The organism is Cupriavidus sp. CuC1, assembly GCF_044627735.1.
Classification (GTDB): domain Bacteria; phylum Pseudomonadota; class Gammaproteobacteria; order Burkholderiales; family Burkholderiaceae; genus Cupriavidus; species Cupriavidus ulmosensis.
Genome location: NZ_JBIUHC010000128.1, coordinates 1 through 20,035, shown reverse-complemented (window position 1 = coordinate 20,035; position 20,035 = coordinate 1). Strand labels below are relative to the sequence as shown.

At 62.2% G+C, this 20,035-nt stretch carries 14 protein-coding genes and 2 pseudogenes; 9 read left to right on the top strand and 7 right to left on the bottom strand.

The genetic code is table 11. The features are described from left to right. The first annotated feature begins 553 nt into the window (after positions 1-553). On the top strand, positions 554-1,534 hold the full coding sequence (locus ACGLHR_RS38000) for a diguanylate cyclase domain-containing protein (protein WP_400100549.1): 981 nt from the start codon (positions 554-556) through the stop codon (positions 1,532-1,534). 673 nt (positions 1,535-2,207) lie between these two features. Here ACGLHR_RS38000 and ACGLHR_RS37995 read toward each other — a convergent pair. Further along, the gene (locus ACGLHR_RS37995; protein WP_400100547.1) at positions 2,208-2,906 is read right to left on the bottom strand and encodes an EAL domain-containing protein; all 699 of its coding nucleotides are present in this window, start codon (positions 2,904-2,906) and stop codon (positions 2,208-2,210) included. A gap of 605 nt (positions 2,907-3,511) precedes the next feature. Between ACGLHR_RS37995 and ACGLHR_RS37990 the strand changes: the two genes are divergently transcribed. Genes ACGLHR_RS37990 through dctA form a run of 5 tightly spaced genes read left to right on the top strand, consistent with a single transcriptional unit; the run spans position 3,512 to position 9,234 of the window. Beyond that, on the top strand, positions 3,512-4,372 hold the full coding sequence (locus tag ACGLHR_RS37990; RefSeq protein WP_400100545.1) for a MaoC family dehydratase N-terminal domain-containing protein: 861 nt from the start codon (positions 3,512-3,514) through the stop codon (positions 4,370-4,372). Between the two features lie 28 nt (positions 4,373-4,400). Then, positions 4,401-5,591, top strand: coding sequence for a CaiB/BaiF CoA transferase family protein (locus tag ACGLHR_RS37985; RefSeq protein WP_400100543.1), 1,191 nt, complete (start codon positions 4,401-4,403; stop codon positions 5,589-5,591). A 10-nt stretch (positions 5,592-5,601) separates the two neighbouring features. After that, a complete protein-coding gene (locus tag ACGLHR_RS37980) occupies positions 5,602-6,432 on the top strand; it encodes an HpcH/HpaI aldolase/citrate lyase family protein (protein ID WP_400100541.1) in 831 nt (276 codons plus the stop codon). Between the two features lie 38 nt (positions 6,433-6,470). Further along, complete coding sequence (locus ACGLHR_RS37975; protein ID WP_400100539.1) at positions 6,471-7,817, top strand: adenylosuccinate lyase family protein; 1,347 nt, start codon at positions 6,471-6,473, stop codon at positions 7,815-7,817. Next, a complete protein-coding gene (dctA, locus tag ACGLHR_RS37970) occupies positions 7,741-9,234 on the top strand; it encodes a C4-dicarboxylate transporter DctA (protein ID WP_400100537.1) in 1,494 nt (497 codons plus the stop codon). The genes ACGLHR_RS37975 and dctA overlap by 77 nt, the downstream gene beginning before the upstream one ends. Before the next feature lie 40 nt (positions 9,235-9,274). On the opposite strand, the gene ACGLHR_RS37965 is transcribed toward dctA, so the two are convergent. After that, positions 9,275-10,204 carry a LysR family transcriptional regulator gene (locus tag ACGLHR_RS37965; RefSeq protein ID WP_400100536.1) on the bottom strand — a complete coding sequence of 310 codons (930 nt, stop codon included), beginning with the start codon at positions 10,202-10,204 and terminating at the stop codon, positions 9,275-9,277. A gap of 159 nt (positions 10,205-10,363) precedes the next feature. Here ACGLHR_RS37965 and ACGLHR_RS37960 point away from each other — a divergent pair, with 159 nt between their 5' ends. Further along, positions 10,364-11,335 (top strand): Bug family tripartite tricarboxylate transporter substrate binding protein, encoded by a 972-nt coding sequence (locus ACGLHR_RS37960; RefSeq protein WP_400100534.1) that lies wholly within the window; start codon positions 10,364-10,366, stop codon positions 11,333-11,335. A gap of 1 nt (position 11,336) precedes the next feature. After that, positions 11,337-13,355 carry a 4-oxalomesaconate tautomerase gene (locus tag ACGLHR_RS37955; RefSeq protein WP_400100532.1) on the top strand — a complete coding sequence of 673 codons (2,019 nt, stop codon included), beginning with the start codon at positions 11,337-11,339 and terminating at the stop codon, positions 13,353-13,355. Positions 13,356-13,650: 295 nt separating this feature from the next. Here ACGLHR_RS37955 and ACGLHR_RS37950 read toward each other — a convergent pair. From ACGLHR_RS37950 to ACGLHR_RS37940, 3 genes and pseudogenes are all read right to left on the bottom strand, one after another. After that, positions 13,651-14,401 (bottom strand): annotated as a pseudogene (locus ACGLHR_RS37950) (LysR family transcriptional regulator substrate-binding protein); the annotation flags it as partial. A 130-nt stretch (positions 14,402-14,531) separates the two neighbouring features. After that, positions 14,532-16,046 carry a transposase family protein gene (locus ACGLHR_RS37945; protein WP_400100530.1) on the bottom strand — a complete coding sequence of 505 codons (1,515 nt, stop codon included), beginning with the start codon at positions 16,044-16,046 and terminating at the stop codon, positions 14,532-14,534. A gap of 106 nt (positions 16,047-16,152) precedes the next feature. Then, positions 16,153-16,296 (bottom strand): annotated as a pseudogene (locus ACGLHR_RS37940) (LysR family transcriptional regulator); the annotation flags it as partial. 128 nt (positions 16,297-16,424) lie between these two features. On the opposite strand from ACGLHR_RS37940, the gene argC reads away from it, so the two are divergent. Then, positions 16,425-17,354 carry an N-acetyl-gamma-glutamyl-phosphate reductase gene (argC, locus tag ACGLHR_RS37935; RefSeq protein ID WP_400100528.1) on the top strand — a complete coding sequence of 310 codons (930 nt, stop codon included), beginning with the start codon at positions 16,425-16,427 and terminating at the stop codon, positions 17,352-17,354. A 364-nt stretch (positions 17,355-17,718) separates the two neighbouring features. Here the strand turns inward: argC and ACGLHR_RS37930 are convergent, their stop codons facing one another. Further along, entirely contained in the window at positions 17,719-18,189 is a 471-nt protein-coding gene (locus tag ACGLHR_RS37930; RefSeq protein WP_013958526.1) for a hypothetical protein, read from the bottom strand. 698 nt (positions 18,190-18,887) lie between these two features. Then, positions 18,888-19,790: a LysR family transcriptional regulator gene (locus ACGLHR_RS37925; RefSeq protein ID WP_400100526.1), complete on the bottom strand. Its 903-nt coding sequence runs from the start codon at positions 19,788-19,790 to the stop codon at positions 18,888-18,890. Between the last annotated feature and the right edge of the window lie 245 nt (positions 19,791-20,035).

The following is a 20,035-nucleotide window of genomic DNA, read 5'->3' as shown; positions in this document are numbered from 1 at the left end:
ATCGACACGGTCACGCTCAATCCGGAGCGCGAGATTGCCCTGCCCACCGGTATCAAGCTAGGCACCGAAAAACAACGTTTGGCTGCATGAATGAGGCGACCTCTATCTTGACGTGCGCCGCTGCAACGCGGGCACAGGGTCTAACGGGGTACTGCGTGGCAGCGAATTAAGTAACATTTAAATCAGGGTTAACGACTATGTTGCTTGACCGGCATCCCATCAGCACCGCGTTGGTGCATAGGTGAGTGCCGCAGGCAAGCAATGCGAAGCCTCGGGCCATCAGCGCAATTGGGAAATGCCTTGCTCACAAAGCCCGCGTCTTTCTGTATATTTCGTGCATCCTCCAGTATCAGCAGTACCGCCAGAAGAAGAACTGCAACTACTGTTGAGGCGACCACCCGGGATTTTAACGACCAGCGCATCCGGATGTTCGCTCGGCCTCCTGCCTCAATGTTTCGAACAATACCGCTCGCCGCTAAGGCAGCGAACTAGACAGTGTGCGATTAGTCAGTGAGGCAGAAGGTTGAACTTGCCATGCACGGTGCTTGCGAAGATGTTATCCAGATGGTGCACGAGTGCTCTGCTGAAAGCAAGGGCGCTAGCGGAGGAACGGGAAGCACGCATCCATGCCATTGCCAATCACATACCGGACCTCGTTGCCTATCTCGATACGGAGGAACGCTATGCCTTTGTCAACCAAGCGTACGAACAGCGATTCGGAATGTCTGCAGATGACATTATCGGCCTGACGCCCAAGCACCTCTGGGGTGATGACGTTTATGCAAAAGCGATAAGGCCTCACCTCAGACTCGCTCTGTCAGGCAAGCTGGTCACGTACGAGGCTGAGTACCACTACGAAAACCGGCCCGTCTGTTTTGAGGTTACCTATCAACCCGCTTGGAGTGGGACGGCCGAGACGGTGGCCGGAGTGCATGTCTTCGCCAGAGATATAACATTAGAGCGCCAGAAGATGCGGCACCTCGAGCAAACGACACTGTTAGATGACCTGACCGGCCTGCTCAATCGGAAGGGCTTTGACCGGCGCTTTGCATCGGCCACGGAACGGTCCGACGGAAGCGGCGGGCTGATGGCACTGCTTCTCGTCGACCTCGACAACTTCAAGGCTGTGAATGACACCTATGGCCATGTAGTCGGTGATAAGCTCCTGAATATCATAGGGACCCGGCTGAGGTCATGCGCTCTCGAATCCGACTCCGTTGCGCGCATGGGCGGCGACGAGTTTGCAGTGATACTGGAGGACATTTCGACGTCGCAAGCAGCGGAACGTGTCGCCAAAGCGATAGTTTTGGCGACCGCCGAGCCCTGTATCCTTGATGGCCACCTGATTACTTGCAGCACGAGTGTTGGCGGCGTGCTCCACAACCCCGGCGAGGATCGCACTCGGAACGAGCTTTTCATGAAAGCCGACACGGCACTTTATGCGGCTAAACGTGCCGGCAAAGGTAGATTCGTTGTCTTGGGCAATTCCCAAGCGATTTCTTCGGGTTTCGATGCCCGCCCCGACACAGCTTGACACCGTGCCTTTGCCCCTGGACGAGTGCTCACATGCCACGGCCCTCAGGGGGGCGGGTACTCGCACCATTGGCGAGCAGTCGGGTAGATCTGGCGACTACCGCTAACCCTGAGAGCAAGCCAGCCCGATGCCCTCGAATTCCGCTACGCATTCAACGCATTCCTGGAACGTGGGACATGCAATGAGTCACAGGTCAATCTTGGTCGGATTTACCAAGATGGTCACGGGCTTGGAAGGAAAAGCGAGCAGAGCGATGTGGACATCGGCCATACCGGTGATAGCCTTCTCCTGAAGGCGTGTTTTCCTCCAGTGTCGGCCCGCTTTCCTGCACATCCACAATCTCTACACGCCGGTCAATTGCGTAGGGAGAGCGTTCGCTTGCAGCACTCGAGGGACGAGAAGTAGCCCATCTGCCTCGGTGGCAGTCTCGCCCTGCGGCCATGGCTTTATTCGGAAGCGCATCCGCTATCGGGCGGCGTCCGATAATCGAAAAAAAGCCGCAGGGGTCCTGCGGGAAAGTGACAGTGGGCGGACGCTTTAGCCGCCCGCCAAGAATATCCCATGCAACACATCAAATTTCTTCCCAACCAAATAGGGGCATGCTTTTGAGTCTACCTGTCAAATGCCAGGGGGATTGGCCACGAACTAACTGGCTTGCCGGGCATCGAGGTAATCATACCGCTACGGCGTGGTCGCCCACGAGACTAAAGACGGCCTCACGCGGCATCGGTCTCCCCAAAAAATATCCCTGTACCTGGTTACATCCATTATCAATCAACCATGCCAATTGCTCTGCAGTCTCAACTCCTTCTGCCACTACTGGAATCCCTAGTGATCGCCCGATATCAAAGACGGCATGCACGATAGTCTGACTCTCATGCCGATCGAGAACGCCGCTTACGAAAGCGCGATCGATTTTAATCTTGTCAAATGAAAATCGTAATAAATAATTCAGCGAAGCAAAGCCTATCCCGAAATCGTCCAGCGCGATCTGGACACCAAGCTCACGTAACGTTTTGAGTATCTCAACATTGCCTTCAGAAGGCTCAAGCAAAGTCGTCTCAGTCACTTCGAGTATCAACCGCTCGGGCGGCAAGCCGCTGTTCGCAAGGATCTCTGATACATGCTCCGGCAGATCAGAAGTAATTTGCAACGGTGAAATATTCACCGATACTTTGACGTCGCTCGACCAGCCAGTAGCTTCCCGGCAAGCTTCGCGCAGTGCCCACGCTCCGATGGACACAATCATTCCGTTTCTTTCTGCCAGTGGAATAAACCCACGCAGGTGGGATGGGGCCAAGTTGCGGATGATTCCGTCGCAACAACACTTCGAAGCTCCCGTGATTCCTGGACTCGATTGATATGGGATCATTGCGGGACGGCCGTGGGGCCGTCCCGCCCTCAGCGCTCGGCCGAGATATGGTGCGCACATTCCAGCTAATTCCGGATTTCTAGTCCAGCAGAAGCGCACGTAGTCCAGCTAATTCCGGTTTCCTACAGTTTCTGTTAGGAACTGGAATTCGCCGGACTGCGATTCCAGAAAAATCAATGGCTTAACCGCTAATTCCGTCGCAGCTTGGCCGTCTCAGAACCGGAATTAGCTGGACTGCCGTGAAAAGAAGCGCGAATTAGCTGGACTGCGCTGCAGGCGCTTCTTTGCGCACATGCTTCGCTCTCCGTACCATCCGCGAAGTGCGAACTCGTTATCGTGCCCTACCACCCGGCTGCCCACTGGCTCTTACCGACCCGTCGCAGTCCTAGCGCGACGCGGAGCGCACGACCGCACTGCACCAGCAATCGGTCGTTCGCTTTTCAGCAAGGGGGCTCTCGAACCTCTTTGCTTCAATCAGGAACACCCCGTTTATTGCATTGGATGCATCAATAGGACCAAACATTGCAATTCCCTTAACTTAGGCTGCGTCGCACACTCGCTCCCAACAACTGCTGCCGCTTGGTGCAGCCAACGAAGGAGGCGAAGTGGACGTACAGCAAGATCAACTGCAATCGTGGATAGGGCGCAGCGAGAGGTTCGAAGACACCATCTACCCCACGCCTGTCGTGGCGCTGACCGCGACCTTGGACCATCCGGCGACGCCGGTAGTTGCCGGCACCACCCTCCCGCCACTTTGGCATTGGCTCTACTTCCTGCCGATGCATCGGCAGAGCGAAATCGGCGCCGACGGCCATGCCAGGCGCGGCGGCTTCCTTCCGCCGGTTCCCCTGCCTCGGCGCATGTGGGCCGGCAGTCAGTTCGAGTTCCGTTCGCCGATCCGCGTGGGCGACCGTGTTGCGCGGACCTCGACCATCGACGACGTCTCGACCAAGGAAGGCCGTACCGGCAAGCTCGTGTTTGTGAAGGTGCGCCACGAGGTGCGCTGCAACGAGGCCACCGAGCCGGCGCTCGTCGAATTTCACGACATCGTTTACCGGGAAGCGCAGGGCCCGAACGACGTCGCGCCGCCCCCACAAGTCGCGCCGACCGACGCGGCCTGGCGCCGCGAGATCGTGCCCGACGACGTTCTGCTGTTCCGGTACTCCGCACTCACCTTCAATGGCCACCGCATCCACTACGACCGCCAGTACGTGACGCAGGTCGAGGGCTACCCAGGGCTGATCGTCCATGGCCCGCTGATCGCCACGCTGCTGCTAGACCTGTTGCGCCGCCAGTTGCCGGACGCAGATGTGGCGAGCTTTCGATTCAAGGCCGTGCGCCCCACATTCGACCTGAACGCATTCCACGTCAGTGGGCAACCGCAGGCCGACGGCAAATCGATCCGTCTCTGGGCCTCGGACCACGCGGGTTGGCTGACGATGGACGCCACCGCCGTGCTGCGTTGATTCACGAACGACATTCAGAGAGATAGACATGCAGCCACTCAAGGGCATCACCGTTGTCACGCTCGAGCACGCGATTGCCGCGCCCTTCGCCACTCGCCAACTGGCTGACCTCGGCGCCCGCGTCATCAAGATCGAGCGGCCAGGATCCGGCGACTTCGCGCGGGGCTACGACGAGCGCGTTCGCGGCCTGGCGTCTCACTTCGTCTGGACCAACCGTTCCAAGGAAAGCCTCACGTTGGACGTGAAGCACCCCGAGGCAGCCCGGGTGCTTGAGCGGCTGGTGATGGAGAAGGCCGATGTCGTCGTGCAGAACCTCGCGCCAGGCGCGGCAGCCCGCCTCGGGCTTGGCTACGACAAGCTCTCCGGCGCCAAGCAAGGCTTGATCGTTTGCGATATTTCCGGCTATGGCGACGACCCGCACAATCCCGGCCCGTACCGCGACAAGAAGGCCTACGACCTGTTGATCCAGAGTGAGGCCGGCTTTGTCTCCGTCACCGGCACGCCTGAAGAGCCCTGCAAGGCAGGCCCCTCGATCGCGGACATTGCCGCCGGCATGTACGCCTACAGCAACATCCTCGCGGCGCTGTTGCAGCGCGGCCAGACCGGCAAGGGTCAACGCATCGACATCTCCATGCTGGAGTCGCTGGCCGAGTGGACCAGCTATCCGCTCTACTATGCATTCGAAGGGGCGGCGCCACCGCCGCGCACCGGCGCCAGCCACGCCACGATCTATCCGTACGGCCCGTTCCCGGCCGGAGACGGCACCACCGTGATGCTGGGCCTGCAGAACGAGCGCGAATGGGTCAGTTTCTGCGACAAGGTGCTACAGCTACCTGAACTCGCCACGGATCCGCGCTTCACGGCCAACTTCAGGCGAGTCGCAGAGCGGGTGGCGTTGCGTCAGATCATCGTGGATGCCTTCGCGTCCCTGACCGGCGCGCAGGTAGTCGAGAGACTCGAACTCGCGCAGATCGCCAATGCCCAAGTCAACACCATGAAGGACGTCTGGGCGCATCCGCAGCTCGAGGCGCGCGGGCGCTGGACCGAAGTGGGAACGGCGACAGGGCCGGTGCCCGCCATGCTCCCTCCCGGGACCTGGGATACCGGCCCGCGGATGGATCCAGTACCTGCACTGGGCGAGCACACGGACGCAATCCTGACGGAGCTCGGCTACAGCGCGGCCGAGATCGACGGCCTGCACACGTCCAACGCCGTCTGAGGTGGCTGTCATGCCCGCCGAAATGCTGGTTCCCGCCCGCACTTACCTCTTCGTGCCCGGCACGCGCCCGGAGCGTTTTGTCAAAGCGCTTGCCAGCGGTGCCGACAGGGTCGTGCTCGACCTCGAGGACGCCGTGGCCCCCGACGACAAGGCCAATGCACGCAGCGCCATCACGACATGGCTGCAGGGTGCAACACCCGCGGAGCGGGCGCGCATCGTCGTGCGTATCAATGACGCCGGCACCCCATGGTTTGCAGCGGACCTTGCGGCTTTGAACGATGCGCCGACGACCGCCGTGCTTTTGCCCAAGGCCGAGTCGGCCGCACAGGTCGCCGAGACGCAGGCTGCCTTGCCGGATGCCGGCATCCTCGCGCTCATCGAAAGCGCACGCGGCGTGTCCGAGGTGGACCACATCGCGGCCGCCGGCGCCCAGCGCCTGGTGTTCGGCACGCTCGATTTCGCGCTTGACCTCGACATGGACATCTCCACTGACGCTTCCGGCCTTGGCTATGCAGCCAGCCGCATCGCAATTGCCTCGCGCCTGGCGGGCCTGTCGGCACCGGTCGCAGGCGTTACGCCGCAACTGGACGACGAGGAACGCCTCCTGTCGGATCTTGCGGATGCGCGACGGTTTGGCTTCGGCGCCAAGCTGTGCATCCACCCACGCCAAGTACAGCCGATCCACGCCGCACTGCATCCGGGCGCGCAGGCACTGGACTGGGCTCAGCGCGTCCTTATTGCCGATGCTGCATCGCCCGGCGCAGCCCGGCTCGACGGTCGCATGATCGACCGGCCCGTCGTGCTGCAGGCACAACGCACGCTCGCCCTTGCCCGCAACTGACCCTATTTCCCAACTTCCACCGCAGAGAGACAAGCACCATGGCCTCCACCATCATCGACTCGCGCATCTTCGGCGACATGTTCAGCGACGCGCGCATGCGCGAAGTCTGGTCCGACGAGAACCGCACTGCCAAGTACCTGGACATCGAGCGCGCGCTCGCGAAGGTCCAGGGTGAACTCGGCATCATCCCGAAGGAAGCCGCGGACGAGATCGTCCGCAACTGCGACCTGTCGCAGATCGACTGGGCCAGGTTGAAGGCCAAGACCGAGCAGATCGGCTATCCCATCATCGCGGTGGTCAACCAGATCAATGCAAACTGCCGGGACAAGCTCGGCGAGTATTGCCACTGGGGCGCCACCACGCAGGACATCACCGACACGGCCGCCGTGCTGCAGATGCGCGAAGGCCTGGCGCTGGTCGAGCAGGATCTGGACGAGATCGGCGATGCGCTTGCCGCCCTGGCCAGCAAGTACCGTGACACGCCCGTCATCGGCCGATCCAATCTTCAGCAGGCCACGCCAATCACCTTCGGCTACAAGATGGCGAGCATCCTGGCCGGCATCGATCGTCACCGTGAACGCCTGCAGCAACTCAAGCCGCGCGTCCTCATGGGCGAGTTCGGCGGTGCGTCGGGCACCTTGTCCTCGCTGGAGAAGGGCGCCATGGAAACCCAGGCCGGACTGATGAAGGAGCTGGGACTGGCCCAACCGCTGATCTCGTGGCACACGGTGCGCGACACGATCGCGGAAGTCGGCGCCTTCCTCGGTCTGGTCGGCGGCTCGCTCGGCAAGATTGCAATGGATGTCAAGCTGATGATGCAGACCGAAGTGGCGGAGGTCTTCGAGCCCTTCGCGCCGGGCCGCGGATCGTCGTCGACCATGCCCCAAAAGCGCAACCCGATCTCCTGCCTCTACATCCACGCCAACATCTCGGTCGCGCGCCAGCATGCCGCTGCGCTCATGGATGCGATGGTGGCCGACCACGAGCGCTCCACGGGTCCGTGGGAAATCGAGTGGGTATCGCTGCCCGAGATTTTCTGCCTGATGTCCGGCGCGCTGAAGCAGACCAAGTTCATCCTCAAGGGTCTGGAGGTCGACGCTACACGCATGCGCGCCAACATCGACATCACCAACGGGCTAGTGATGTCCGAGGCGGTGATGATGGGCCTGGGCCCGTACATCGGCCGTGAATACGCACACGACCTGGTTTATGACCTGTGCCGCCAGGCACTGGCCGACAACCGACCGCTGATCGAGATCCTGGCCGCCCACCCGGAGATCAACAAGCACGTCACGCGAGCCAAACTCGATGCCATGTGCGACCCGGCGAACAACCTCGGTCAAGCCGGCGTCATGGTCGATCGGGTGCTCAGCGCGCACCGCTGAGCCCGCTCCAGCCCTTCGATACCGACCCGAACCGGCGCAGACCGGTACGCATCTGTGCGCCTCTCAACCCGGAGACAACGTCGTGAATATCCGCAAACTCCCAAAGCTGCTTTATGTACAGGTCCTGATCGGCCTGATCCTCGGCATTGCCGTGGGCCACTATTGGCCCGAGTTCGGTGCCGCGCTGAAGCCGCTCGGCGATGGGTTCGTCAAGCTGGTCAAGATGATGATCGCGCCGGTGGTGTTCTGCACCATCGTGAGTGGCATCACTTCGCTCGGCGACTCAAAGGAGATCGGCAAGACCTTGCTCAAGGCAATGGGACTCTTCTACGCACTGACGATCCTGGCCCTCATCACGGGCCTGGTCACCGTGTTCCTGATGCAACCCGGCGCCGGCATGCATATCGATCCGAAGAACCTCGACGCCTCCGTGGCGACGCGCTTCGCGAATCAAGTGCACATCCACGGCTTCACCGACTTCGTCATGCACATCATTCCGAATGCGTTCGTCGGCGCCTTCGCCGAAGGCGAGGTGTTGCCGGTGCTGCTGCTCGCCGTGCTCTGCGGATTCGGTCTAACGAAGATCGGGACGGCCGCCAAGCCGGTGCTCGAGGGCATCGAAGGCTTCTCGCAGATGCTCTTCGCAGCCTTCGGCATCATCATGCGGCTGGCACCGATCGGCGCATTCGGCGCGATGGCGTTCACCGTAGGGCGATACGGCATCAAGTCGATCGGATCACTCGGACTGCTGATCGGGACCTTCTATTTAGCCTGCGTCTTCTTTGTCGTCGTCGTACTCGGCGTGCTGTCGCGTCTGCACGGGTTCAAGCTATGGCAGTTGATGCGCTACATAAAGGAAGAGTTGCTGGTGGTGCTCGGCACCTCCTCCAGCGAACCAGCGCTGCCCCGACTCTTACTCAAGCTCGAGCGGCTCGGCTGCAAGAAGGGAGTGGTCGGGTTGGTGCTCCCGACCGGCTATTCGTTCAATCTCGACGGCACGGCCATCTACCTCACGCTGGCGTCGATGTTCATCGCCCAGGCCTGCGACATCCATCTGTCGTGGCTCCAGATCGCCTCGATGCTGGGCATCATGCTGCTGACCTCCAAGGGCGCAGCGGGGGTGACTGGCAGTGGTTTCGTCGCCCTGGTCGCCACGCTCACGGTCATGCCCGATCTGCCAGTGGCTGGCGTGGCGCTGATCGTGGGAGTCGATCGCTTCATGTCCGAGGCGCGAGCGCTCACCAGCACCATCAGCAACGCAGTGGCCTGCATCGTGGTCTCGATCTGGGAAAACGCTTGCGACCGAGACGTGCTGCGCCTGGAATTGGCCGCGAACTACGCCAACGCCGAGCACGAACTCGAAGAGGGTTCGGTAGACTTGCCTGCGCCGCTCGGCCACGCCGGCCCGGCGCACTGAACCGGGCACCGGGCTTGGAGCACGGCCCGCCTCAGGATCTTCAACCCACCGCGCGGCGGCCTTCTGGCTTGCCGCGCTTCGCCTTCATCTCGGAGAAGAAAGCGTAGAGCTGTTGCGCCGCCGGGGACAAGGTTCGACCTTTGCGCCGGATGAGACCGATCTTGCGGGTGATCACCGGGTCGTAAAGGGGCACGCTCACCAGCAGCGGATGGTCCGCGTCCGGCATGGCGATCGAAGGCACCGCGGCCACGCCGAGGCCTGCCTCCACAAGGCCGAGCATCGTCGTGACGTGCTGGGTCTCGTAGATGCTCTGCGGACGGCCGGGCAGGCTCGAAAGCGCTTGATCCAGCAGCAGCCGGTTGCCCGACGCCTTGCTGACCGAGATGTAGTCGTACTGCGCCAGTTCCGTCCAGCTCACTCGACGCTTCCTGGCAAGTGGGTGGTCGCGCCTGCAGGCCGCGACGAAACGCTCCTCCAGCAAGGGCTTGAATTCGATGTCCGGCTCCTTGCCACCGACAAAGTTCAACCCAAAGTCCGCCTCGCCCCGCGACACAGCCGATAGCACCTCGTTGGCACTGGCGTCGAAAACCTTCACCCGGATCTTCGGGTAGCGCTCGTGGTAGCGCGAGATCACCTGCGACAGGAAGTAGTAGACGGTCGAAGGCACACAGGCAATCGTCACCTCGCCCATGCGCGTGGCCGCCACACCGCGGATGCCCAGGAGCGTGTGGTCGAGGTCGTCCAGGAGTTGCTGCACCTTGCGATCGAAGTCGCGTCCGACCGAGGTCAGGCTCACGTGCCGGGTGGTGCGGTCGAGCAGCCGAACGCCGAGCGCTTCCTCGAGCTTTTCGATGCGTCGGCTGAAGGCCGGCTGCGATACATGCAGCGCCTCGGCTGCCTTGCGGAAGCTGTTGAGCTCAGCCACCGCCCGGAATGCCTGCAGATCGTTGAGATTGAAGTTGATGGTCATGGCACAGTGCTCCGGGGGGCAGTCTCAGTTATCCACAGTGTGCATCAATCGATCTTAAACATGCAATTCACAGAAGACATCCAAAAGCGGAACATACGATCAAGGCCACGCAAGAGCCTACTTGCATCCACCTTTCGACAATCCATCGGAGTAGACAAATTGAAGTTACAGAAGCTTCGCCTCGTTGGTGCCGTTGCGCTGGCGGCGTCCTTTGCCTGCGCCAGCGCAATCGCCGCCTTTCCTGAAAAGCCGATCACCCTCGTGGTCCCAACGGCGGCAGGGGGTGCCAACGACGCCATGGCGCGCGTCATCGGCCAAGCCATGTCGGCCATCCTCAAGCAGCCGGTCATCGTTGACAACAAGGCGGGCGGCAACGGCGCCATCGCCTGCGAGTATGTGATGCGCGCTGCGCCCGACGGCTACACGCTCATGCTGGGCTACATCGCAACGCACGCGATGAATCCGGCGCTGCAGAAGCTTCGCTACGACCCGGTCAAGGACTTCGAGCCCGTCGGCATGGTCGGATCGTCGGCGACGGTGATGGTGCTCAATCCAGCCGTCAAGGCCGGCAACGCGAAGGAGATCGTAGCGATGCTCAAGGCCGCCCCGGACAAGACCAGCTACGCCTCGGCCGGCAACGGCACGGCGCCGCACTTTGCCGCCGAGATGTTCAAGCTTTCGACAGGTACAAGCATGCTGCACGTGCCCTACAAGGGGTCCGCGCCAGCCATCACGGACACCATCGGAGGCCAGACGCAGGTGATGTTCCCAAGCCTCTTCATGGCCATGCCGTACGTCAAGGCCGGCAAACTGAAGGCCGTGGGTGTTGCAGGCGCCAAGCGCTCGACCCTCATGCCGGACGTACCCACGCTCCAGGAGCAGGGCATTGCCGACGTCGACGTCTCGCAGTGGTACGGGATCTTCGCGCCGGCGAAGACGCCCAAGCCTGTAGTCGAACAGCTCAACAAGGTGCTCAATGAGGTGCTGGCCGACAAGAGCGTGATCAAGCGGCTCGAGGACCACGGTGCCGAAGTCTCGCCCATGACGACCGACCAGATGCGCAACTATGTTGCGCAAGAGCAGGTCAAGTGGAAGAAGGTGGTCCAGGCCGCCAAGATCACCGCGGACTGAGATGAACAGGTCGATCCCTTGCGTGCTGATGCGCGCCGGCACTTCGCGAGGCCCTTTCTTTCTGCGCGAGTGGTTGCCGGAGGGCGACGAGGCACGCGACCAGGCGCTGATCGGCGCCATCGGTGCCTCCGACCCGCTTCAGCTCGACGGTGTGGGTGGCGGCAGCACGCTGAACAGCAAGGTCGCCATCGTGTCGCGCTCGTCGCAGCCGGGCTGCGACATCGACTATCTGTTCGCGCAGGTCGGCGTGGGTCACTGCTCGGTCGACACGCGGCCGAACTGCGGAAATATGCTCTCCGGTGTTGCGCCTTTCGCGATCGAGCAGGGCTTGATTCCCGCGATGGACGGCACGACCAGCGTTCGCGTCTACAACGTCAACACCAAGTCGCGGATCGACGTAACGGTGCGAACGCCCGGCGGCCGCGTGACCTATGAAGGCGACGCGCGCATCGATGGTGTGGCCGGCACGGCGGCGCCCATCCTGCTCAACTTCCTCGATGCGTGGGGTGCGGTCACCGGGCAGGTGTTCCCGACAGGCAAGCGCATCGACACGATTGACGGTATCGAGGTGACCTGCATCGATGCGGCCATGCCGCTGATGATTGTGCGCGCCGGCGATCTCGGCGTCACAGGGCGCGAGAAACCGGCGGCCCTTGATGCAAACACTGCGCTCCTCGATCGGCTGGAAAGCCTTCGCCTCGAGGCCGGGCGCAGGATGGGCCTCGGCGACGTGTCCGACAGCGTCATTCCAAAGCCGGTGCTGGTCAGCATGGGCGTGTCGAACGACAGCATCACCTCACGCTATTTCACGCCGCGCAAATGCCATGCATCACACGCCGTGACGGGCGCCATCGGCGTCGCCAGTGCGTTTGCATTGCCGGGAACGGTCGCGAGTGGGGCGGCGCGCGAACCGGGCCGCCACAAACTGGTCGTGTTGCATCCCGCCGGCCAGATCGATGTCGAAGTCGAGTTGAGCGGCCGCGCAGATTCCGCCACGGTCGAGCGCGCCGTTCTCGTTCGCACGGCACGAAAGATCATGCAAGGTGAGCTGCATGTGCCCGAATATGTGTTCTCGCGTCCAGAAGCAAGAGAAGTCGAGCCCTCAGATTTCCCGCACAGAGCCCTGACAATCATCGTGCCGACGCGCGCCGGTGGCGGCAACGACACGATGGCTCGCATCATCGCCGCCAAGTTGGGCCCGCTGCTTGGCCAGGAAGTGTTGGTCGACAACAGGGCCGGCGCGAACGGCGCCATCGCAAGCGAGTACGTGGCGGGCTCCTCGCCGGATGGCCACACCTTGATGTTCGGTTACGTCGGCACGCACGCGATGAACCCCGCACTGCAAAGGCTGGGTTACGATCCGGTTAGCGATTTTGAGCCGGTCGGGCTCGTCGGTTCTTCGTCGACCTTGATGGTCACCCATCCGGACGCCCCCGACCTGCACACGCTCATCGCTGGGCTGAAGGGGGCACCCCGCTTTTTCAGATACGCATCTGCCGGCGATGGGACGCCGCCGCACTTCGCTGCCGAACTGTTCCAGCTCAGCAGCGGAACGTCGATGGCAAGCGCGACTTATGAGGGGGCCGCACCTGCAATCGCCGACACGGTCAATGGTCGAGCGCAAATCATGTTTCCCAGTCTATTCACGGCATACCCTTTCATCCGTGCGGGACAACTGCGCGCGTTGGCGGTGGCAGGACCGAAGCGCCTGGAGGCCCTTCCTGGCGTGCCGACGCTCGCAGAGCTGGGTGTCACTGGGGTGGATGTCGGGCAATGGTATGGGCTGTTTGCGCCGGCCGGTACGCCCGCGGCAGCCATCGATCGCCTCAATCAAGCGCTTAACGAGGTACTTGTCGATCCAGAGGTCGTCGAACGCTTCGAGAGCCATGGTGCACGCACCGAGCCCGGAGGTGCCGACGCGCTTGCGCAGAGGCTGCAGAAGGATCTGAACCGTTGGCGCCAAGTCGTGGCTCAGGCAAAGATTGCACCGAAAGAGTCACGCCAACTCGCGCTGGATTGACGCGACGTCCCGTACGGATTGGCGCTGGCGGCGCACGCAGCTTCATATCGGAGCCTCCGGTTGTGGCAAATGTCCGCTCGCAGCTCTAGACCGGCCATAGCGGACTCGCTCGTGACCGGCGGCTCATGGCGGAGGCGGTCTTCCGCGCGGCGCCGACGCAGGCCACGGCTGCGAACTTCTGTAACCAGAGCCATCTCGGTCAATCAAATTTCTATAAACCGGCCATTTATTCGCCGTGGCGTGCAATAAGGCTACCGTCCCAGCGAGAACGAACCGAAGCTGCGACTGGCAACTACTACACCAATCTCAGATCCCACAGCGCATCCAGTACGTGTTGGGTGGAGCGTTCAACGTACCCCGCACCGATGCGCGATGCCGAGCCGACGCCATAACGCCGGGCGCAGCGGACGCATGACAATGCGCTTGTCCGGCAATGGAGTGGTGGCCTCGTGGGGCAACAGCGCCGCGCCGTAACCCGCCGCAACCAGACTCTTGATCGCGTCGTTGTAGTTGATCTGAATGCGTGGTGCGGGATGGTGTCCCGCGGCGGCGAACCACTCCGCAGTCTGACGCGAGAGGCGCGTGGTCGCGTCATTGAGAATCAGAGGCTGGGCGGCGAGCCATTCCGGCGTGACGCGGGCCGGGGACTGCCAATGCGCCGGCACGAAGGCCATCACGGGGTCTCGGCGCCAGGGTTTTATCACCAGTCCGGCCACCGGCGACTGAGGCAGTGCAACCAGCCCGATATCCAGCGTGCCGTCCGCCAGTCGGGACAGTGTTTCCTGCGAAGTGAGGACCGCAATCTGAACGTCGATGGCGGGATGCTGCTGGCGCAGCACCTCTAGCGCCTGTGGCAGCAGGTGCGCGATCGCGCCAGTCGACGCACCAAGCCGGGCGCGCCCTTCGAGCCCCTCCACCTGTCGTTGTATATCGTCCAGCGCCTGCTCCGCATCGGCCAGCAGCCGACGCCCGCGCTCCACCAGCACCTCTCCGATCGCCGACGGCCTTACCTGACCGCGTTTTCGCGACAGGAGCGGTGCCCCGACGTGTTGCCTCACTAAGGAATGTTACCCGACGATTTGTTGTCGTTTTGCCTTCTTCTTCATCTCTTTGTTCATGGCTTGCCGGGCGCGAAGCGCCCGGCCCCCTCGATCTCCATATTTTTTGCGACGGTTTTTACACTTCAGTCGGCATGACGGCGGACTTGTGCAGGCCGCCCAGGACCATTTCTTTCGCGCGCTCGACGCGCCACGCCTTGACTCGGCGCTGCAACGTCCGCAGTTGTGCCTTGCTGGCATACGCGTCCGGAACCATCGCGGCCAACCGATTCATCAATTCGGTGGCCGACGCAGAGGGCTCGGCAACCAACCACCCTTCGACAAGCGGCCACGCGTCGGCGAACGGATCCACCCGACTCCTCCACCAGTGCTTTGCGGTGGGCCGCTTGCGATGCGTTGGACGCGCCTCCCCGTCTATCCACGCCGAAGACAGGCTCGCGAGGAAGACGGCAACGTCTGATTCGCCCGCTGGCGCCGCTTCGGTACGCACGCCGTGGGCCGCGATGTCGCTCAACGTCTGCTGAGCAAGCCGGATCTCTTGCAGCAGCCGCACAGGATCCAGGCTTTTAAACTGCGCTGTCAGTTTCTCTTTGATCGAAGGCTCAACGCTACCGTGGGCCAGAAGCCGATCGCATGGCGTGGCTGGTGCGAAGTAGACCTTGTGCACACGCGCGCCGTCGCGCGTCTTCGACTTCAACTTGAACGAAGGTTGGAAGAAGTTGATGTACAGCCGCGATGACGCATACAACTGCGCCAGGGCGTTCGTGGCATCGGCGCCGCTCAGGCGCCCAAAGCCGACCAACCGCCGCACCACGGCGCCATTCTTCTGCTCAACCCAGGCCTGATCGTTCTTCTTGTAGGCCCGCGAGCGGGTCTGCTCAAGGCGACGTCCCTTGCAGTAGTCGTAGACACTCTGGTTCATGAAGGCGCCGTCGTTATCCGAGTCCACTCCAAGCATCGCGAATGGCAGATCGGCAGCCACTTTGTCGAACCCTTCGATTACCAGCATCTGGTTGCGCGTCCTCATGGCCACGCATTCTGTCCAGCCGCTGGCGATGTCGGTCAACGTGAGGGTGTGGACGAAGTCACCGTCGGTCTTCGGGCCACCACAGTGTTCGACCATGTCGATCTCGAAGTAGCCGGGTGGCGGATCGCGCCAGTCGGCGAAGGTGCGTACCGGGATGCTGCGTCGGATGGCCGAGCCGACGCCTTTGCGGCGTTTGCGCTGCCCGTCGATGTGTGAACGCGTAGCGGCCAACATGCGATCGATGGTCGCCGCGCTGACTTGAAAGAGCTTGGCCTTGATGACCGGATCCAGGTCCAGATGGCCGTGCCGTTCCATGGCATCAACCAACGTCGGGATCAACGCCTTCAGGCGCTTGCCGCAGACCCTGTCGGCCGCTTCCCACAACACCGTCAACGCCTGGCGAACTGCCTCGTCGTACAGCCGGTCGCGGTCGCGCGTCGCCTTCGTCGCCGCGGACGCCACCTGCTGCCGCAGCAGCCGGATGGCGTGCTTGCGGTGATACCCAGTCAGGGCCACGAACTCATCGAGAATCGTGATCCGGTCACCGAACGCCGCGCTGCGATACCGCACTCGCAGCGCTTCGAGCAACTCCTTGCGTGTCGTCATGCTGATTTGCCTCGTCACGTTGTGCTGCTCCCGCCGGACAATCCGACTGGTAGCAAACTACGTGAGGCAACAGGTCAGCACGGGTTGCAGTTCTGATGAGTCAATGCGCCCCGATACGGTGTTCCAGTTCAGCGATGTGGAGGCTGACCGTGGGCGGCGCAAGGTGCAATGCACGCGCCGCCTCGGCGAATGAGCCATGGTCGGCAATGGCGACCAGCGTGCGCAGGCGGTCCAGGCTGATCTCTCGCATGTCGGCTCCAGATTCAGGGAAACTGAATGTCAAGGTTGTGGAATTCAACTGTCCATATTCTAGTGGTCCATGGAAGATTGGGGCTCCTTCGACGTGTTACCCCCTTCAGTCACCGGAGTATTCCTCGCATGAGCTCTCCCCTGGTTTTCATCGACGGCGACCAAGGCACCACCGGGTTGCAAATCCACGAACGGCTGCGCGGCCGGACCGACCTCAGCCTGTTCACGCTTGCCGCGTCGGAACGCAAGGACCCACGGCGTCGTGCGGAAGCCATCAATGCCTGCGACATCGCCATCCTCTGTTTGCCCGATGCCGCCGCGCGCGAGGCGGTGAACGCCATCGTCAATCCCGCCGTCAGGGTGATCGATGCAAGCTCCGCCCACCGCACGCATCCGGACTGGACATATGGCTTTCCGGAAATGGCACCGGGACAGGCCGCGCGCATCGCGAACGCGCGACGGGTCACCAATCCCGGCTGCTATCCGACCGGTGCGATTGGCCTGCTGCGTCCCCTGGTGCAGGCCGGACTTGTCCCAGCCAGCTACCCGGTCAGCATTCATGCGGTGTCCGGCTACTCCGGACGCGGGCGTGCCGGCGTGGAGGAGTATGAGGGGTCGGATGCCGTCAGCGCGCCGGCATTCCAGGTGTATGGCCTGGAACTCGCGCACAAGCACCCACCGGAGATCCAGCAGCACGCCGGGCTCGCGCAGCGTCCCATCTTCGTTCCCGCGTATGGTGCATTCCGCCAGGGCATCGTGCTGACGGTGCCCCTCGCGTTGAGGCTGCTGGCCTCCGACGTGGATGGCGCCACGCTCCACGCATGCCTCGCCCGCCACTATGCCGGGGCGGACCATGTACATGTCCTGCCGTTGCACGAATCGTGTGTTTTAAAACACCTGGATCCGCAAGTGCTGAACGGTACGAACGACATGCACTTAAGCGTATTTCCTAACATGGAGCACGGGCACGTCCTGCTGTCCGCGGTTTTCGACAATCTTGGCAAAGGCGCATCCGGCGCCGCGGTTCAGAACCTGGATCTGATGCTCACGCAGCAATAGTGGCCGATGGCGTGAGCTAAAGGTCGGCCGCACCCATAAACAAGACGACCCTTATCACCCTCAAGGTCCTCCTCGCCCAACTTCGGTGGCGTTCACAGGCAGGACAGCGATGGACCGAGGTCTGGAGACTGGCCGCGCCGGAAGTCCACTCTACGTAATCACCAATTTGGGTGATGCGGCAAGGTCGGCTGGCACCATACACTGCCCGTGTAGGCGCTAGATCTCCTCCTGCCTACAGGCCTTCAGCCCCTCGGAGCACCCCGCGCCGAGGGGTTTTTCTTGTCGGACATCAGGACTTGCCGCGGCTAGCGCCGCCCCGCACCACCGGGGTAGCCAATGTCGCCGACGCCGGCCGCACGCGGTGTCAAGCCCCGCTGACGTGCTGGCAATGTTCGCGAAACCAGCGGTCCAGCCCCTGCTGCGCGCCGGACCAGGTCGGCATCTCGCCGACTGCGCCGGGCGCCAGACCGAGGCTTTCCCACGCCGAGCGCAAGAGTTGATTGACAGGCTTCCAGAAACGCCCACCGAGAGTCTGCGGCTCCAAGACAACGTCGTGCGCCGCAATCCAAGCGTAAAGAGCCCGCCGGTCTTGCTCCGAGGGCAGCTCGGTCGACTGCAGCGCCTGTGGCGGGGGTCTGCCGATCGCGGCCGCTTCTAGCCACGCGGCCAAGGCACCACCCATCGGCTGCTCGGCCAGAATGGCCGACAGCGCAACGCCCCGGCGCAGGTCCGCGAGCAGGTACAGGCAGGCGCGTGGCGGCGTCTGCCCGCGAAAAAGCGTGCAGTGGAGGGCCCAAGTACGGGCGGAGGGCGAAGGGGACGTCTGCAAGGGCATGGGCGATAACTGGAGAGCCGCTTCCTTTTGCCAGCAAAGCTCGCGCCGGCCGAGATGTCAAGCGCTGGACACTCGGGAATGTGTCGCTGGCTCCGCATGGGCCGGGTTGCCGAGCCCATGCAGGGGATACCTCGCGCACCCAGGCGCGATGCGGAACCCCATTCCGCCACTTCTGAAGATCCTGTCTGGCAAGCTGATCAAGTGCAATGATTCGATGCCCGTAGACTCCAATGCCGCGCAGAGCGGTTTAGCCGAGAGATTCTTTTCGTAGCGAAATCCTGTTGCTGGAAGCAGTACTGCGGCGCGCGATTGGGGCTTTGGGGGGCGAGGGCGGGCCTCCGGTGCGTGCCTGCAGGCGTGTTGCGAGAGCGAGTGCCAGTCGGCTCTTCCCGACCCCACTCGGCCGTTGGGACTGCGAGGCTGCAATATCTGCTCTCTGACTTGAACCGCCGTTGAACGGTTACCGATTTGAGATGCGAGAAGGCCCAGGGCCGCAACGCAACTGCTGAACAAGCGATCCAATCCCTTAGGAAGCGGTGATGCACCCAATCCACCAGGAAGTCGCTGCCTGCAACGAAACCGTCAACGACCGATGGCATAGGCACTGCCTAACACTCAAGCCAGCCATGCCGCAACGCGCTGCGACTGCGCGTGGCGGTTGGGAGGGCTAGAGGGCGGCAGAGGGTACTGCCCGTCAATTAGCGGGCAACTCCACTAAAACGCAATGCTTGTACTACCAGCGAAAACGCGGGCGATGGTTGACGCCGGCTTGGGTAATACAGGTGGTAGCCTTCAAATTTCGGGCACCAATCCTCCAGCACGCGCGTGAGCCGGCCAGCGTCGATGTGCGGCTGCAGTTCGTCTTCTGGCAGTAGAGCTATACCCAATCCGGCGAGCGCCGCGTCCACCTGCGGCTGCGTGGTGTTGAAGATCAGCGGGCCCTCTACACGCACATTGACCTGCCGGCCACGGCGCTCGAAGTCCCAGACGTACAGCCCTCCGGAAGTGGGCATACGCTGATTGATGCACTGGTGCGCCATGAGGTCATTCGGCGTCTTCGGAATGGGGCGGGCAGCAAAATAGCCCGGCGATGCCACCACTGCCAGGCGCAGAGGTGGCCCGATGGGCACTGCGATCATGTCCTTGTCGATGGTCTTGCCCAACCGCACGCCTGCGTCGAAGCGATCTGCCACGATGTCGCGCAGGCCGTAGTTGACGTCGAACTCCAGCTTGATGTCCGGGTACTCGCGCAGCAGTGGGGTGAGTTTGGGCAGCAACACGCTGTGCAGCACGTAGTCGCCACAGGTGATACGCACCGTGCCCGCGGGCTTGTCGCGCAACGCCGTCAATTCGTCCAACTCTGCCTCGATTTCGTCCAAGCGATGGCCAATGGCGTTCAGCAAACGCTCTCCGGCTGCCGTGGGCGAAACGCTGCGCGTCGTGCGCATGAGCAATCGGATCTGAAGCCGTGTCTCCAGGCCGCTGATGGCCTGACTTAGCGCCGATTGCGTAACGCCCAGCAATGCGGCAGCACGGGTAAAGCTGCCTTCCCGCGCCACTGTGACGAAGGACAGGAGATCGTTGAGGTTGCGCCTGACCATGATCCAGCCTCCAAAGAACTATTGATTAGCCTACCTTATATAGTCTTTAAGTATTCATTAGCTAGTCAAGCGAAAGCTCATTTGCCAAGATTCATGGCATGAAAAAGCTCGCTCCTCTCCCTGGGTGCCGGTTGCGGCGTGGAATGCTGATGTTACTTGCCAGTTCGCTCCTAGTACTACTGTGTTAAAAAATAAGGCATTATTTGCTTATCTTCAAGTGAGTTACGAGGAAAGCGATGGAAGCC